General features: G+C 56.3%; 16 protein-coding genes, 1 pseudogene and 1 riboswitch. Of the genes and pseudogenes, 7 read left to right on the top strand and 10 right to left on the bottom strand.

What is annotated here, in order from left to right:
- Positions 1-58: 58 nt before the first annotated feature.
- Together ACJ9Y9_RS08485 and ACJ9Y9_RS08480 are read right to left on the bottom strand one after the other, a co-directional pair.
- Positions 59-976 (bottom strand): DMT family transporter, encoded by a 918-nt coding sequence (locus ACJ9Y9_RS08485; protein WP_028019122.1) that lies wholly within the window; start codon positions 974-976, stop codon positions 59-61.
- A 117-nt stretch (positions 977-1,093) separates the two neighbouring features.
- Entirely contained in the window at positions 1,094-1,264 is a 171-nt protein-coding gene (locus ACJ9Y9_RS08480; RefSeq protein WP_001273664.1) for a general stress protein, read from the bottom strand.
- Positions 1,265-1,655: 391 nt separating this feature from the next.
- On the opposite strand from ACJ9Y9_RS08480, the gene wrbA reads away from it, so the two are divergent.
- Positions 1,656-2,252, top strand: a complete 597-nt coding sequence (wrbA, locus tag ACJ9Y9_RS08475) for an NAD(P)H:quinone oxidoreductase (RefSeq protein ID WP_028019123.1) — start codon at positions 1,656-1,658, stop codon at positions 2,250-2,252.
- Positions 2,253-2,270: 18 nt separating this feature from the next.
- Positions 2,271-2,498: a YccJ family protein gene (locus ACJ9Y9_RS08470; RefSeq protein ID WP_028019124.1), complete on the top strand. Its 228-nt coding sequence runs from the start codon at positions 2,271-2,273 to the stop codon at positions 2,496-2,498.
- A gap of 32 nt (positions 2,499-2,530) precedes the next feature.
- On the opposite strand, the pseudogene agp reads toward ACJ9Y9_RS08470, so the two are convergent.
- Positions 2,531-3,771: pseudogene (agp, locus tag ACJ9Y9_RS08465) on the bottom strand (bifunctional glucose-1-phosphatase/inositol phosphatase).
- Positions 3,772-3,922: 151 nt separating this feature from the next.
- Between agp and ACJ9Y9_RS08460 the strand changes: the two are divergent.
- Both ACJ9Y9_RS08460 and ACJ9Y9_RS08455 read left to right on the top strand, forming a co-directional pair.
- Complete coding sequence (locus ACJ9Y9_RS08460) at positions 3,923-4,366, top strand: helix-turn-helix domain-containing protein (protein WP_028019126.1); 444 nt, start codon at positions 3,923-3,925, stop codon at positions 4,364-4,366.
- Positions 4,367-4,492: 126 nt separating this feature from the next.
- A complete protein-coding gene (locus tag ACJ9Y9_RS08455) occupies positions 4,493-5,287 on the top strand; it encodes an SDR family oxidoreductase (RefSeq protein ID WP_028019127.1) in 795 nt (264 codons plus the stop codon).
- Between the two features lies 1 nt (position 5,288).
- Here the strand turns inward: ACJ9Y9_RS08455 and ACJ9Y9_RS08450 are convergent, their stop codons facing one another.
- Positions 5,289-5,648: a helix-turn-helix domain-containing protein gene (locus tag ACJ9Y9_RS08450; RefSeq protein WP_028019128.1), complete on the bottom strand. Its 360-nt coding sequence runs from the start codon at positions 5,646-5,648 to the stop codon at positions 5,289-5,291.
- Between the two features lie 100 nt (positions 5,649-5,748).
- Here ACJ9Y9_RS08450 and ACJ9Y9_RS08445 point away from each other — a divergent pair, with 100 nt between their 5' ends.
- A complete protein-coding gene (locus ACJ9Y9_RS08445) occupies positions 5,749-6,498 on the top strand; it encodes an SDR family oxidoreductase (protein WP_028019129.1) in 750 nt (249 codons plus the stop codon).
- A gap of 1 nt (position 6,499) precedes the next feature.
- On the opposite strand, the gene ACJ9Y9_RS08440 is transcribed toward ACJ9Y9_RS08445, so the two are convergent.
- A complete protein-coding gene (locus ACJ9Y9_RS08440; protein WP_028019130.1) occupies positions 6,500-7,003 on the bottom strand; it encodes a DedA family protein in 504 nt (167 codons plus the stop codon).
- 159 nt (positions 7,004-7,162) lie between these two features.
- A riboswitch (M-box (ykoK) riboswitch) is annotated at positions 7,163-7,332 on the top strand.
- A 60-nt stretch (positions 7,333-7,392) separates the two neighbouring features.
- Between ACJ9Y9_RS08440 and ACJ9Y9_RS08435 the strand changes: the two genes are divergently transcribed.
- Together ACJ9Y9_RS08435 and cybB are read left to right on the top strand one after the other, a co-directional pair.
- On the top strand, positions 7,393-8,394 hold the full coding sequence (locus tag ACJ9Y9_RS08435; protein WP_028019131.1) for a magnesium transporter: 1,002 nt from the start codon (positions 7,393-7,395) through the stop codon (positions 8,392-8,394).
- Between the two features lie 95 nt (positions 8,395-8,489).
- Entirely contained in the window at positions 8,490-9,041 is a 552-nt protein-coding gene (gene cybB, locus ACJ9Y9_RS08430; RefSeq protein WP_028019132.1) for a cytochrome b561, read from the top strand.
- Here cybB and hpxK read toward each other — a convergent pair.
- From hpxK to ACJ9Y9_RS08405, 5 genes are read right to left on the bottom strand one after another with little or no spacing between them, the layout of a single operon-like run.
- Positions 9,034-10,263: an allantoate amidohydrolase gene (gene hpxK, locus ACJ9Y9_RS08425; protein WP_028019133.1), complete on the bottom strand. Its 1,230-nt coding sequence runs from the start codon at positions 10,261-10,263 to the stop codon at positions 9,034-9,036. The two genes, cybB and hpxK, sit on opposite strands and share 8 nt — an antisense overlap.
- Positions 10,260-11,501: an alanine--glyoxylate aminotransferase family protein gene (locus tag ACJ9Y9_RS08420; RefSeq protein WP_028019134.1), complete on the bottom strand. Its 1,242-nt coding sequence runs from the start codon at positions 11,499-11,501 to the stop codon at positions 10,260-10,262. The genes hpxK and ACJ9Y9_RS08420 overlap by 4 nt, the downstream gene beginning before the upstream one ends.
- A 14-nt stretch (positions 11,502-11,515) precedes the next feature.
- Entirely contained in the window at positions 11,516-12,253 is a 738-nt protein-coding gene (locus ACJ9Y9_RS08415; protein WP_010429436.1) for an amino acid ABC transporter ATP-binding protein, read from the bottom strand.
- Positions 12,234-12,890, bottom strand: a complete 657-nt coding sequence (locus ACJ9Y9_RS08410) for an amino acid ABC transporter permease (protein ID WP_032667002.1) — start codon at positions 12,888-12,890, stop codon at positions 12,234-12,236. The genes ACJ9Y9_RS08415 and ACJ9Y9_RS08410 overlap by 20 nt, the downstream gene beginning before the upstream one ends.
- Complete coding sequence (locus tag ACJ9Y9_RS08405; protein ID WP_028019136.1) at positions 12,890-13,555, bottom strand: amino acid ABC transporter permease; 666 nt, start codon at positions 13,553-13,555, stop codon at positions 12,890-12,892. Before ACJ9Y9_RS08405 ends, ACJ9Y9_RS08410 begins: the two co-directional genes overlap by 1 nt.
- Positions 13,556-13,557 lie beyond the last annotated feature (2 nt).

Below are 13,557 nucleotides of genomic sequence, written 5' to 3'. Positions count from 1 at the left end.
TTACTTTTCTATGTACGGTATTTGTCCGTACATATCCTGGAGAAATCTGTGCATTTTTTCAATCAAAACCTTTTTCAACCGTCAAATCACTCACCTCTCTTTGGCGCTTGCGGAGCTTTAGCTCACTCACCAACACCCCAACGACGATAAACGCCGCACCAACCAGCGCCAGCAGCGGTAAACGTTCTCCAGCGAGACGCCCGAAAATCCCGGCCCAGACGGGTTCTCCTGTGTAGATCACCGTCGCCCGCGTCGGGGATACGCTGCGCTGCGCCCAGTTCATGGTGACCTGAATAATGGCGCTAAAGATGCCCAGCCCCAGCGCGACCACAATCAACCCCGTGGACATCGGCGGCACAGACTCCCCTGCCGGAACCATCGCCGCAAACGCCACCAGCGATGCCGTAGCGAGCTGCACCACCGTCACGCGCTTAACGTCAACCTTGCCCGCCCAGGCGCTGATCAGAATAATTTCCGCCGCAATGGCAATGGCCCCCACCAGGGTGATGATCTCCCCCGGCCCCAGTGCCAGCAGGTTGTTTTCCGGCCCGGCAAGTAAAATCAGACCAATAAACGCCAGTACGATACCAATACAGGACATCAATCCCGGTAGTCGCCCAAGACACAGCCACTGCAGTAACGGCACCAGCGGTACATACATGGCGGTGATAAACGCCGATTTACTGCTGGATATCGTCTGTAACCCCCACGTTTGCAGGCTGTAGCCCATCGCAATTGCCACCCCGATTGCGATGCCCGCCTTAAGCTCTTTAAGCGTCAGTCCACGCAGCGTTTTAAGCGATATCAGCCCCACGGCAATCGCTGCCGTCGCAAAGCGCAGACCAACAAAAAAGAACGGATCGCTGAGGGTCACCGCGTACTGGACGGCCAGAAAGGTCCCGCCCCAAAACATGGTGATAAGAATGAGGATGGCTTCCTGCGGTTTAACGGAGAATTTGAAGCGTGAGACAGACATGCGGCACCAGAAATTAAACTCAATTCTGTAGTGTGCGTTGCCTTTGGTTACAGTTCAATGTTGCAGAAATAAAAAAACCGCCGGGAAACCCCGGCGGCAGGGGTCAAGCCCGGCGTATTACTTGTTACTGCCATGGCTGTTTTTACCCCCTTTTTTGCCAGCCTCTGATGCGCGCTGAGGGTCATTTTTGAAGTTACCCCCGCTGGACTGGCCACCTTTACGACCTGCTTCTGATGCTCTTTCACGGTCTTCAGCGAAATTACCTGAACCACCACGATGGTTTGCCATCTCTAACCTCCAGGATGTGAAACATTAGACATCATATTGCATTCAGTAAAAGAGGATTCTTTCACCTCGCGACACCAGGTGAGTACCTTTATCTGTGTCACGTGAGACTAAGCTTAGTGGAGTGAGGCGATCAGGCAAGTCACAGGTAATATCCTGCAACATGATCTCAGCCTTTCGTATGAGATTGCGTAACGGCCATTAATAAGCCTTTCTTATCGTTTCAAAAATCGACCGCCAAAAAGTTGTTTCATTTTGCTACAAAGCGTTTTCTCATCCATTTTGTTATAAATCAAAGAAATGCCGTTCATTTTTGCAGTATGGCTGTGATGGCATATCTTTAAATGAACGCAGCGATCCGCTGCCAGAAAAAACAAACGAGGAGTGATGCAAAATGGCAAAAGTTCTGGTGCTCTATTATTCCATGTATGGACACATCGAAACCATGGCTCACGCGGTAGCAGAAGGTGCAAACAGGGTGGATGGCGTTGAGGTTGTGGTGAAGCGCGTACCGGAAACCATGCAGGCAGAAGCCTTCGCGAAGGCCGGGGGGAAAACACAAAATGCCCCGGTCGCCACGCCTCAGGAGCTGGCAGATTACGATGCCATTATCTTCGGGACACCTACCCGCTTTGGCAATATGTCCGGCCAGATGCGCACCTTCCTCGATCAAACCGGCGGGTTATGGGCCTCAGGCGCATTGTACGGCAAGCTTGCCAGCGTCTTCAGCTCCACCGGAACCGGTGGCGGTCAGGAACAAACCATCACCTCAACCTGGACGACCCTTGCTCATCACGGAATGGTCATTGTGCCAATTGGCTACGGCGCACAGGAGTTATTTGATGTTTCTCAGGTACGTGGCGGGACACCGTACGGTGCAACCACCATTGCCGGTGGCGATGGCTCCCGACAGCCGAGCAATGAAGAGCTCACTATCGCCCGCTATCAGGGTGAATATGTCGCAGGTCTCGCCAAAAAACTGAACGGCTAACCCAACAGGAGGACAAGTATGCCTACTCAAGAATCAAAAGCCCACCGCGTGGGTGAATGGGCAAGTTTACGCAATACCTCTCCGGAGATTGCCGAAGCCATTTTTGAAGTCGCAAAATATGACGAGAAGCTGGCAGAGCAGATTTGGGAAGAAGGCAGCGATGAAGTGCTAATGCGCGCCTTCGAAAAGACGGACAAAGACGCGCTCTTCTGGGGTGAGCAAACCATCGAACGTAAAAACGTCTGAAACAATCCCCCCGCCAGGGCGGGGGGTATCTTCTATTTCGCCGCGTTGTTGATTACCGCATTGAATTTATCGACCGGACAGAAACCGTTGGCATCAACCGGACATCCCTTCAGTTCCAGCGTCACGCGCTGCGCCGGAGACTGCAGCGACAGCACGCTGGCGTTTCGCAGTTGCTCCGAACTCTGATAGACATACTCAATTTTCATCAGCTCCTGATTGGCATTTTTGTCATGCCAGCGCTGGAAGACAATCTTGCCGCCAATCGGGGTACGTTCGTGCTGGTCGTGCAGTTGATACGGTTTGAAATCCAGCGCGGTGAGCAGCGAAGCAATGTTCGAATCATGCCCCACCAGCACGGTGATTTTTGGGGCTTTGGCCTGATCGGTCACCAGGGCTTTGTCGATATATTTCACCAGCGGTTTCGCCACGTTTTGCGCCACTTCGGTGGAGGTAAACAGCGAATCCTGATAGCCGTTCTTCAGCTTCGACAACACGCGCCACTGCTGGTCGGTTTTGATTTCTCCCCAGGCCACCTTATCGGCCGGGAAACCTTCGTAATACTGCAGCGTAAACGCATCGACCAGCGAGTTACCCACTTTCAACGGTCCGGATACGCCGGGCTCTTTTTCATAGTCTGCGCTGAAGGTATCTTTCGCGTCCGCCAGAGAGCATATTTTCTTCTCTTTGCAGGACGGCGAATCAGCATAATTGGTCATCTGCTCCAGCAGCTTATAGCTTTCTCCGAGCTGCATTTTCTGCCGTTCCGCTTCCATCGCCTTCAGAGCTTTTTCTCGGAACTCAGGCGAGTTATCGGTAATCACCGGATTAAAGGTCGGATCCATGGTGCCCATTTTTTCCTGGTGATGCACAGGGATATCGCATCCAGGAAGGCCCCCGTGATGAAGAACTGCGCGGTGGCAACGGTACGTTGCAGGCTGTTGGCATAGGCGTAGATGCTATCCGCTGGCGGACATTCTCCCGTCTTCACCATCCCCTGCTCAGCCAGCCATTCCCGCATGTAATGGCCCATGTAGACTTCAAGCACGCCACCTTTGGTGGTGAGCTGACCGCCTGGTACCTCCCATTCCGGCCACTGCTTCGGCGTCGATTGTTCCAGTACGCTGCCGTTATTGGCGAGCGGCGCGCGTAGGTTATGACGACTCATAATTAAAACTTGCTCCAGCTGATACCCTTCCGGCGTCTCTTGCGCCTGCACGCCAAATGTCGCTGAAATGGAACCGGCGATTGCCAGCGCGAGTAGTGCTTTTCTCATCCCTAATTCCTCACTCGTTTTAAATGTCGCGTTTAGTGTGACAGATTCGTGACACTTTTCCGGGAAGCATTTCTCAAACTGATGAATAACAGACTTACCCGGTAGACAGATTAGTTTTATAATAAAACCATACCCCGCCGGAGAATTGACTGTGAAACGTACCCGTCTTGAAGAGAGCACCTGCCCTGTAGCCCGTTCGCTGGATATCATCGGCGACTGGTGGTCATTGCTGATTGTTCGCGACGCGCTGCGGGGGATTACGCGCTTCGGTGAGTTCCAGAAAAGCCTCGGTATTGCGAAAAACATGCTGACCACGCGTCTGAAACTGCTGGTCGACGAAGGTATCCTCACGCTCCAGCCGGCATCCGACGGCAGCGCCTGGCAGGAGTATGTCCTGACCGATAAAGGGCGCGCCCTGCAGACGGTACTGGTTGCGCTGTCGCAGTGGGGCAATGAATTTTTGTTTGCTGAAGACGAATTCGGTACCGTGCTGGTCGATACCGAACGGCGTAAACCTCTGCGTAAACTGGCACTTATCGCCGACGATGGCCGCGAACTGACACCTGAAGAGATCGTGCCAAAACTTCCTTCCTGACCCGCTTCGCCAGGCAAAAACAAAAAATCGCCAGCAAAATGGTTGCATTATAAAACCAAATAGCAGAGAGTGAATTCAGTTCCATATTGAAACCAAATAACCCACTTTGCTCAGAGGTAACACACGATGACTACGCAACTCACTACCGCCCTGATTACGGGCGCCTCTTCCGGAATTGGCGCTGTTTATGCCGATCGCCTGGCTGCACGTGGCACCAACCTGGTGCTGGTCGCCCGACGTGAGGCACGTCTGCAAACGCTGGCCGCGGATCTTCGCAAGCGCTATGGCGTATCTGTCGATATTCTGGTCGCCGATCTAACCGAGGAAACCGGGATCCGCGCCGTGGAAGAGGAATTGCGCAGCAATACCGCTATCGACACGCTGATTAACAACGCAGGCACGGCGCAGATGGCGCCCTTCCTCGCGGGCGATGTGGCACAGCATCAGGCGATTAATACCCTTAACACCACGGCATTGATGCGTTTGACGTATGCGATCCTGCCGCGTCTGGCGCAAAACAATCGCGGTACGCTGATCAATATCGCCTCGGTATTGTCCCTGCATGTGCGGGCGGGTAGCGCGCTGTACAGTGCCACCAAGGCGTGGGTGCTTAGCTTTACCCGCGGACTACAGGAAGAGTTTGCCGACAGCAATGTGCGTATTCAGGCTGTTTTGCCTGCCGCCACGGCTACAGAGATCTGGAGTCATTCTGGCGTGACGGTTAACGATCTGCCGGAAGGATCGGTGATGACGACCGACGATATGGTCGACGCATCGCTGGCGGGTCTGGATCAGGGTGAGCTGATCACCATTCCACCGATGCATGACGTCAGCCTGTGGGAACGCTACGAAGTCGCACGTCTTGAGCTGTTTAACAGCGCGCGCACCGGTATTCCTGCACCGCGCTATGTCAAACAGTAGTCTATCGTTTGAGCTGGTCGCCGTATTCACGCATCCAGGCGGCCAGCGGCGAGAGCGCGCCCTGTAGGGTTAACCCCAGTTCAGTTATCTGATACTCCACACGCGGCGGGATCTCCGGGTAAATCGTGCGCGACACCAGCCCGCGCTGTTCGAACAAACGCAATTGTTTCGTTAGCTCTTTTTGCGTAATGGGAGCGGCGGCGCGCAGCAGATCGCCAAAGCGAACCGGTGTATTCAACACAATCAGGCGATAGAGGATCGGGATCGCCCATTTACCCGAAATCAGGTTCACAAACTGGGTCATCGGACACAGATAAACGTCAGATTTTTTTTCGCCGGGAACATCGAGTAATTCCGCCATCGCACACCTCTTGCCTCATTAGTATCCAAACGGTACCTGGTTTCCTTTCGATACTAACGTTTCTATAGTGCTTTCTCCAGAGTCATTTCAGGAGAAGAACATGGGTCGTTTAGCAGGTAAATATACGCTGATTACCGGCGGGACCAGCGGCATAGGCCTTGCCACCGCGCAGGAGTTTATCGCCGAAGGGGCGCACGTGGCCGTCACCGGACGTCATCCGGAAACCCTTGCGGAAGCGCAACGCATTCTGGGCGACAAAGCCTGGGTGATCCCCTCTGATGCGGGAGATATCGCCGCACAAAAAGCGCTGACGGAGACGCTCGCCTCGCGCTGGCCGCGGCTGGATGCCGTCTTTATCAACGCCGGAGACGTGACGCACGGTCTGCTGGAAGAGTGGCAGGAAGATGCCTGGGATCGTCTGATGCGCATCAACCTGAAAGGGCCGTTTTTTTTGATTCAGGCCCTGCTGCCGCTGCTCAATAATCCTTCCTCGGTGATCCTCTGTGGGTCCGTGAGCGCACGTATCGGTCTGCCCACCAGCAGCGTTTATGCGGCAAGCAAGGCGGGCTTACTGTCGCTGGCCCGCACGCTATCAGCAGAGCTGCTGTCGCGCGGCATTCGCGTCAACGGTTTAAGCCCGGGTCCGGTAGAAACCCCGGCGCTCAACAAGCTGGGGTTAAGCGCCGAAGCGCAGAAAGCCTTACAGGGGGATATTGCAAACCTGGTCCCGCTGGGAAGAATGGGGACGCCGAAAGAGCTGGCGAAAGCCGCACTCTATCTGGCCTCTGACGAATCGAGCTACACGGTAGGTACGGAACTGCTGGTCGACGGCGGAACAGGAAACCTGTAGTTCAAAAGGCGCTGATGCCGGTGACAATGCCGACGTACAGCGCCGCCCATACGGCCGCAGAGAACAGACTGACAACGTAAACCTTCGCCACGTTAAGCCTGAGCATACCCGCTGCCAGCGGCACGATATAGCGCAACACCGCCAGAAAACGCGCAGTGAACAGCACCAGCACGCCGTTTTTCTGTAGCTGATGTTGCACCCGTAAAAATTTGTCGGCATGTTTTGCGGTGAAGCGTGCCACCCACCGCGTGTTCCCCATCAACTGACCGATATGGTAATTCAGCACCGAACCCACCGTTGCGCCCATCACCACGGCCAGCCATGCCAGCGCAGGATGCATGCTAGCCTGGCTGACGGTAATGCCCGCCAATAGCATCACCGAGGCAGGCGGCAGCACGGAAGAGATCAGCACCGTCGATTTACTCAGTGCCATGATAAACAACACCGCAAAAAGGTGTGCCGGATAAAGCGCAAAATGATTCAGCAGATTGTCGAGCCATGTCATTTTCCCCTCCTCCATTTTTCTTTTCACTCTCCATTTAAAATGAACAACCTTAAATAAACCTTCAACATTCCATTAATAAGATTCTCCTAAACCATTCTTAAACATTATTTAAAATCCTGAGCGGTAAAATAAAATAAGCGTATTATTTCTTTCGTTTTACAACGATCTCGTTATGGCGAGGCTCCTGTACAAATACACGTTATCGCTCTGGTGGGTTCGAGAGAACCGGCACAGGGTAAAACAGGCACTGTCGAATCAAGGCTTTGTCAGTATAACTTCCCTCGCGGGATACGGTGTACAGTGCTGAAACCAGGACGTGGGGATCTCCTCTTCGACATGCCCTGTCTTGCTCGCCCCTGAGAGATTTTATTATTCAAAGGGAATTCACTATGTCTTACGCTATTCACAACCAAAACCTGGCATTCAATGACAGCGCCATCGCGCAATATATGAATACCGATTTTATTGTCCTCGATATTTCATTATGCGTGGCGCTGGCACGCGAGCAATTCTTTGAGAAATTAAAAGATGATGATATTCCGTCGCATATTTTTATCGAAGATAATGGTCGCCTGGCGGGCATGATTGCGGTGCGCAAATTACTGCAGACCACCGATACGGTACAACCGGTGAGAGCGCTGATGATCTCGCAGTTTCTGCAGGTCAAACCGGAGGATGAACGCGCCGATGTCGCCGGCCTGCTGGCACACGGTGGTGCGGATGTCGTGCCCGTGGTCACCCATGGAAAGCTGGTTGGCTGCCTCACCGAGCGCGAAATTGCGCATCTGCTGGAAGATGACGTCACCGAAGATGCTCAGCTTCAGGGGGCAACGCTGCCGCTGGAGAAACCCTATCTGGAAACCAGCGCCTTCAGTCTGTGGAAGAAACGCTCCGTCTGGTTGCTGCTGTTGTTTGTCGCAGAAGCTTACACCAGCTCGGTGATCCAGCATTTTGAAGAGGCGCTGGAATCCGCCATCGCACTGGCGTTCTTTATCCCGCTGCTGATTGGTACCGGTGGTAACAGCGGAACGCAGATCACCTCCACGCTGGTGCGCGCCATGGCGCTGGGGGAAGTGCATCTGCGTGATGTTGGCCGCGTGCTGCGTAAAGAGATGAGCACCTCGCTGATGATAGCCGCCACGCTCGGCCTGGCCGGGTGTATTCGTGCCTGGATGATGGGTATTGGGATGGAAATCACGCTCATCGTCAGTCTGACCCTGGTCTGCATTACGCTGTGGAGTGCGATTGTCTCGTCCGTCATTCCGATGGTGCTTAAGCGCTGCGGCATTGATCCGGCCGTCGTCTCCGCGCCGTTTATCGCCACGCTGATCGACGGTACCGGGCTGATTATTTACTTCAAGATCGCGCAATATACGCTGGGGCTGGAGTAATTTAACGCGCCTTGTCGTCCAGGCTAAGACCGTTAATGTCTGCTTAAGTTATTTCTTCTATAACTCACCTTATAACCCTGTAAGGTGAGTTAAAAATGAAAAACAGCTATGCACGAAGCCAGATAATAATTCACTGGCTGGTCCTACTGGTGATTATCGTCGCCTATGCCACCATGAACCTGAAAGGGTTCGCACCGAAGGGAACACCCGCGCGAACCACTATGGTGCTGATCCACTACACGGCAGGGCTAAGCGTTCTGCTGCTGATGATCCTCAGAGTGGTGCTGAAGCTGCGAAACAGCGATCCGGAAATTGTTCCTGCCCCGCCACGCTGGCAGGAGATTGCCTCAAAATCCCTTCACGGATTGATCTACCTGATGTTCATTTCACTTCCTCTGCTGGGCATGGCCTCTCTTTACTTCGGTCAGATTGAGTGGTCGTTTTTCGGGATCGCACTGCCCGTCGCGGCCACACCAGACGTGAACCTGCAACACGGGCTGAAAGAGGTCCATGAGATCGTCGCCAATGCCGGTTATTACCTGATTGGTCTGCACGCTGCCGCTGCGCTGTTTCACCATTACGTCATGCATGACAACACCCTGGAAAGGATGCTGCCCGCATTACGAACCCGGAAAAACACTAAATAGACGCCAGCGATGTGACCGCGAGCCCAAACGCCTCAATCGCCAGCGCGACATCTTCAGCCATCACCGACTCCGCCGGATGGTGGCTGATGCCCCCCTTGCAACGCACGAACAGCATCCCGACCGGCCAGCGCTCCGCCAGGGCGATGGTGTCATGCCCGGCACCGCTGGGCAGGGATAACGAGCGCCCTTGTACCGACTCAACGGCCTCCCCCAGCAGACGCTGCAAACGCGTATCGCACGGCGTGGCGGCGATGCGGTAAAACTCTTCGGCAGCAAAATGCATCCCGCGTCGGGCCGCTATCGACTGCGCCTGCAACAGCAGTTCACCGAGCAGCGCATCAAGCGGCGCATCCTGCGGGCCACGAATATCAAGCGAAAGCGCAACCTCACCGGGGATCACGTTCACCGCACCGGGAAAACAGCGCAGCTCACCGACCGTCGCGACCAGATTACCACCGTGTTGCAAAGTGGCGTTTTCAACCTGCATCATCCATTCAGCGGCCGCCGCCAGTGCGTCTTTGCGATGATTCATGGGTACGGTCCCGGCATGGCCGGCTTCACCGATGAAGCGACAATTGAGGCGGCGTGCGCCGTTGATGGCTTCTACCACCCCCAGCGCCAGACCTTCCTGCTCCAGACACGGCCCCTGTTCGATATGCAACTCGAGACAGGCGCTGAAATCGTCCTGATGTCGTGCCGCCATTGCCACGCGTGAAGGATCGAGTCCTGCCTGCACCATCGCCTGCGCCACGCTGATGCCACCGGCATCGCACGTCTCCAGCCAGCCCTGCGGCCAGGTTCCCGTCAGACCACGGCTACCTAATAGCGTGATGCCAAAGCGGGTGCCTTCTTCGTCGCCAAAGCCAACAATCTCGATAGCCTGCGCCAGGCGAATCCCCTGTTGATGCAGACTGTCCACCACTTCGATGGCGGTGAGCACCCCAAGCATACCGTCGTAGCGCCCGGCATTGCGCACGGTGTCCAGGTGCGAACCCAGCAACACCGCCCGGGCGCCCTCTCGCTCGCCTTCGTAACGTCCGCAAATATTACCCACGCTGTCCTGCCAGACGGTCATCCCCGCCTGGCTCATCCACTGCCCAACCAGCTGGTTGGCCTGTAAATGCTGCGTGGAGAGATATACCCGTGTCAGCGCATCCGGGCTTTCGCTGATGGCGGCCAGCGCGTCGGCGCGCGCCATCACCCGTTCTGCCGCCGGGCTCATTCTGGCGTCTCACTGCGATAGTGGTCCCACGCGGCCTGCATCGCCGCGCCCTGCGTAGTGGTAAATTTCAGGTAATTGAGTACCGACTCCAGCGCGCTCAGGGTGGTCATCACGCAGTCTTTACGCGCGTTGTAGCCCATAGTGCCAATGCGCCACACTTTGCCGTGCAGCGGGCCAAATGACGTACCGATTTCAATCCCGAAATCCTCCAGCATCAGCTTGCGCACCCGATCGCCATTCACGCCCTGAGGGATCACCACCCCCAGCACGTTGTTCATCTTGTGCTGCAGGTCGCCGAAGGTTTCCAGCCCCATCGCCTGAATGCCTTTCAGCAGCGCATCGCCGTGCAGCTTGTGGCGAGCGATGCCGTTATCCAGCCCTTCCTGCAGGATCAGACGCGCGCATTCGCGGGCGCCGAACAGCGCGGTGGTCGCTTCGGTGTGGTGGTTGAGACGCTCTGGCCCCCAGTAGTCCATCACCATACCGAGATCGAAGTAGTTGGAGTAGATCATCTCCTCGTCGCCGTCGCGGTGGGCGTCGGTACGAATGCCCTCCTCAACGCACTTGCGGCGGCGGATCGCCTCCTCCATTCGCGCGCTAAGGGTGATCGGCGATGTGCCCGACGGACCGCCGAGGCACTTCTGCATCCCTGCCGAGACCGCGTCCAGCCCCCAGGCGTCAGTCTCCAGCGCGTTACCGCCGAGCGAGGCCGTGGCATCGGTATAAAACAGCACGTCGTAACGGCGGCAGATGGCACCCAGCTCCGCGAGCGGCTGCAGCATGGTGGTGGATGTATCGCCCTGCACGGTCAGCAGCAGGCGCGGGCGCACGCGTTTGATGGCATCTTCAACCTGGTCTGGGGTGAACACCTCGCCCCAGGGGACTTCGATGGTGTGTACCTCCGCGCGGCAGCGGCGGGCAATTTCGCACAGCAGATGACCGAAGCGGCCAAAGACCGGCACCAGCACTTTGTCCCCTGGACGAATGGCTGACACCAGAATCGCTTCTATCCCCGCGCGGGATGTGCCGTCCACCAGCATCGTCCAGCGGTTTTCGGTGCGGAATACACCGCGATAGAGCGCCATCACCTCGTTCATGTAGTGGGTCATGGCCGGATCGTACTGGCCAATCAGCTGGCTCGACATGGCGCGCAACACGCGCGGGTCGGCGTTGATCGGGCCCGGACCCATCAGCAGGCGCTGCGGCGGGTTGATTTGCGGAAAGTGTGCGATGTCCATTTTGGTGTCCTTCATTAGTTGAGACCGCGTACGGAGGAGATAAATTGCTTCAGTTCTGTGGTCTGCGGGTTGGCAAACAGCGTTTTGCTGTCGCCCTGCTCCCACACTTTCCCCTGATGCATAAACACCACGCGGTCGCCCACTTCGCGGGCAAAATTCATTTCATGCGTGACAAGGATCAGCGTCATCCCTTCGGCCGCCAGTTGCTCAAGCACTTTGAGCACTTCGCCCACCAGCTCCGGGTCAAGCGCGGAGGTGATCTCGTCACAGAGTAAAACTTTAGGCGACATCGCCAGGGCGCGGGCAATCGCCACGCGCTGCTGCTGGCCCCCGGAGAGGCTCGACGGGTAGTAATCCAGACGGTCACCCAACCCGACTTTCTCCAGCATGCGCTGCGCCAGCTCCCGACATTCGGCGGCGCTTTTCTTCAGCACCCGACGCGGAGCGAGCATCACGTTTTCCAGCGCCGTCATGTGCGGGAACAGGTTGAAGCTCTGGAACACCATACCGACCGAGCGGCTGATTTCACGCGCCTGGGAATCCCGGTCGGTAATGGTCATGCCGCCGAGTTTAATGCTGCCGTCCTGATACCCTTCCAGACCGTTGATGCAGCGCAGCAACGTGCTTTTGCCCGACCCGCTGCGCCCGATAATGGAGATCACCTGGCCCATGTCGATATCCAGATCGACGCCCTTGAGCACGTGGTTTTCGCCGTAGTACTTCTGCACCTGATTAATGGTGATGAGAGGCATTGAATTTCGTCTCCAGATAGCGGCTGTAGCGCGACAGCGGATAACACAGAATAAAGTAGCCCAGCGCCACCAGCGCAAAGACCTTAAACGGCTGGTACGTGACGTTAGTCAGCATCGTCCCGGCCTTGGTCAGCTCGATAAAGCCGATAATCGACGCCAGCGCAGTACCTTTGATCACCTGCACGGCAAAACCGACCGTTGGGGCGATGCCGATACGTAGCGCCTGCGGGGCGACCACGCGAAACAGCGTCTGGCCAAACGTCAGCCCGAGACAGCGCGACGCTTCCCACTGGCCTTTTGGCAGGGCGCGAATGCTGCCAAACCAGATATCGAGCAAAAAGGCACTGGTGTAGAACGTCAGCGCCAGCGAGGCGGCGGTCCACGGCGAAACGTCGATGCCGAACAGCGCCACGCCAAAGAAGGCCAGGAATAGCTGCATTAGCAGCGGCGTGCCCTGAAACAGCTCGATATAGCCGCGGATGATGCGCCTGACCGTGCGTCCACCCGTGAGGCGCAGCAGCAGGAGCGGCAGCGTCACCACCGCCCCGCCGACAAACGCCACCAGCGACAGCAGCACCGTCCAGCGCCCGGCCAGCAGCAGGTTGCGAATAATGTCCCAGTCGGTAAAGGTGGTCATCATGCCTGCACCCCCAGCCATTTCCGTCCTGCCGCCATCATCAGCTGGCGCAGGGTAATCGACAGCGCTAAGTAAATGCCGGTTGTCACCAGGTAAACCTCAAAGCTCAAAAACGTTCGGGACTGGATGAGGTTGGCGGCGAAGGTCAGCTCTTCATACGAGACCTGCGACACCACCGACGAGCCGAGCATTACGATAATGCACTGGCTCACCAGCGCCGGGTAAATGCGCTGCAGCGAAGGCGGCAACACCACGCGAATAAAGGTCTGCAGGCGGGTGAGCCCCAACACGCGTCCGGCCTCCCACTGCCCTTTCGGCGTGACCTGAATGCCTGCCCGGATAATCTCGGTGCTGTAGGCGCCAAGGTTCACCACCATCGCCAGCAGTGCCGCTTCCCCGGCGGTCATTTTCAACCCCAGATTAGGCAGGCCGAAAACGATAAAAAACAGCTGTACCACAAACGGCGTGTTACGAATAATCTCCACGTAACCGCCCCAGATCCGGCTGAACCACGTCGCCCGCCCGCTGCGAATGGCCGCCCCAAAAATACCGATTGCCAGGCCGCCGAAAGTTGCCATAACGGTCAGTTGAATGGTGACCCACAACCCCGCCAGCAACTCCGGCCAGTGTGGCCAGAGTTCGGAGAAATGAAGTTGCTCTGTCATCG

This window comes from Enterobacter sp. CPE_E1241, from assembly GCF_045618265.1.
GTDB lineage: Bacteria > Pseudomonadota > Gammaproteobacteria > Enterobacterales > Enterobacteriaceae > Enterobacter > Enterobacter adelaidei.
This window is presented reverse-complemented; position numbering and strand designations above follow the sequence as displayed.

Bases quoted from the DNA above. Each gene is read 5' to 3' on its own strand.
- ACJ9Y9_RS08485 (WP_028019122.1), bottom strand. From the start codon at position 976: ATGTCTGTCTCACGCTTCAAATTCTCCGTTAAACCGCAGGAAGCCATC.
- ACJ9Y9_RS08480 (WP_001273664.1), bottom strand. From the start codon at position 1,264: ATGGCAAACCATCGTGGTGGTTCAGGTAATTTCGCTGAAGACCGTGAA.
- wrbA (WP_028019123.1), top strand. From the start codon at position 1,656: ATGGCAAAAGTTCTGGTGCTCTATTATTCCATGTATGGACACATCGAA.
- ACJ9Y9_RS08470 (WP_028019124.1), top strand. From the start codon at position 2,271: ATGCCTACTCAAGAATCAAAAGCCCACCGCGTGGGTGAATGGGCAAGT.
- ACJ9Y9_RS08455 (WP_028019127.1), top strand. From the start codon at position 4,493: ATGACTACGCAACTCACTACCGCCCTGATTACGGGCGCCTCTTCCGGA.
- ACJ9Y9_RS08450 (WP_028019128.1), bottom strand. From the start codon at position 5,648: ATGGCGGAATTACTCGATGTTCCCGGCGAAAAAAAATCTGACGTTTAT.
- ACJ9Y9_RS08445 (WP_028019129.1), top strand. From the start codon at position 5,749: ATGGGTCGTTTAGCAGGTAAATATACGCTGATTACCGGCGGGACCAGC.
- ACJ9Y9_RS08440 (WP_028019130.1), bottom strand. From the start codon at position 7,003: ATGACATGGCTCGACAATCTGCTGAATCATTTTGCGCTTTATCCGGCA.
- ACJ9Y9_RS08435 (WP_028019131.1), top strand. From the start codon at position 7,393: ATGTCTTACGCTATTCACAACCAAAACCTGGCATTCAATGACAGCGCC.
- cybB (WP_028019132.1), top strand. From the start codon at position 8,490: ATGAAAAACAGCTATGCACGAAGCCAGATAATAATTCACTGGCTGGTC.
- hpxK (WP_028019133.1), bottom strand. From the start codon at position 10,263: ATGAGCCCGGCGGCAGAACGGGTGATGGCGCGCGCCGACGCGCTGGCC.
- ACJ9Y9_RS08420 (WP_028019134.1), bottom strand. From the start codon at position 11,501: ATGGACATCGCACACTTTCCGCAAATCAACCCGCCGCAGCGCCTGCTG.
- ACJ9Y9_RS08415 (WP_010429436.1), bottom strand. From the start codon at position 12,253: ATGCCTCTCATCACCATTAATCAGGTGCAGAAGTACTACGGCGAAAAC.
- ACJ9Y9_RS08410 (WP_032667002.1), bottom strand. From the start codon at position 12,890: ATGACCACCTTTACCGACTGGGACATTATTCGCAACCTGCTGCTGGCC.
- ACJ9Y9_RS08405 (WP_028019136.1), bottom strand. From the start codon at position 13,555: ATGACAGAGCAACTTCATTTCTCCGAACTCTGGCCACACTGGCCGGAG.